The 430-nt window shown below is 58.6% G+C and carries 1 protein-coding gene; it reads left to right on the plus strand.

Annotated features, from left to right (window positions below; all coding sequences use genetic code 11):
• Positions 1 to 430, plus strand: a 430-nt coding sequence (locus M3234_RS28940) for a fimbria/pilus outer membrane usher protein (protein WP_262307945.1), incomplete at both ends; no start/stop codon positions are given.

The raw sequence follows: 430 nt of genomic DNA on the forward strand, positions 1-430 counted from the left end.
CCGATTACTGGAACCGCTCCGGGACCGAGAAGCAGTATCAGGTCAGCTACAACAATTCATTTGGTCGTCTCTCCTGGTCGGCGAGCGCGCAGCGCGTCTATACGCCAGACAGCTCCGGTCATCGTCGCGACGATCGTATTTCACTCAACTTCAGCTACCCGCTGTGGTTTGGCGATAACCGCACCGCCAACCTGACGTCGAACACCTCGTTCAATAACTCGCGCTTTGCCAGCTCGCAGATTGGTATCAACGGTTCGCTGGACAGTGAAAACAACCTTAACTACGGCGTGTCGACCACCACCGCCACCGGCGGTCAGCATGATGTGGCGCTCAACGGCAGCTACCGTACGCCATGGACCACCCTCAACGGCAGCTACAGCCAGGGCGAAGGCTATCGTCAGAGCGGCATTGGCGCCAGCGGGACGATGAT

It is taken from the genome of Neobacillus niacini (assembly GCF_023715785.1).
In the GTDB taxonomy this organism is placed as follows: domain Bacteria; phylum Bacillota; class Bacilli; order Bacillales; family Cytobacillaceae; genus Neobacillus; species Neobacillus niacini_E.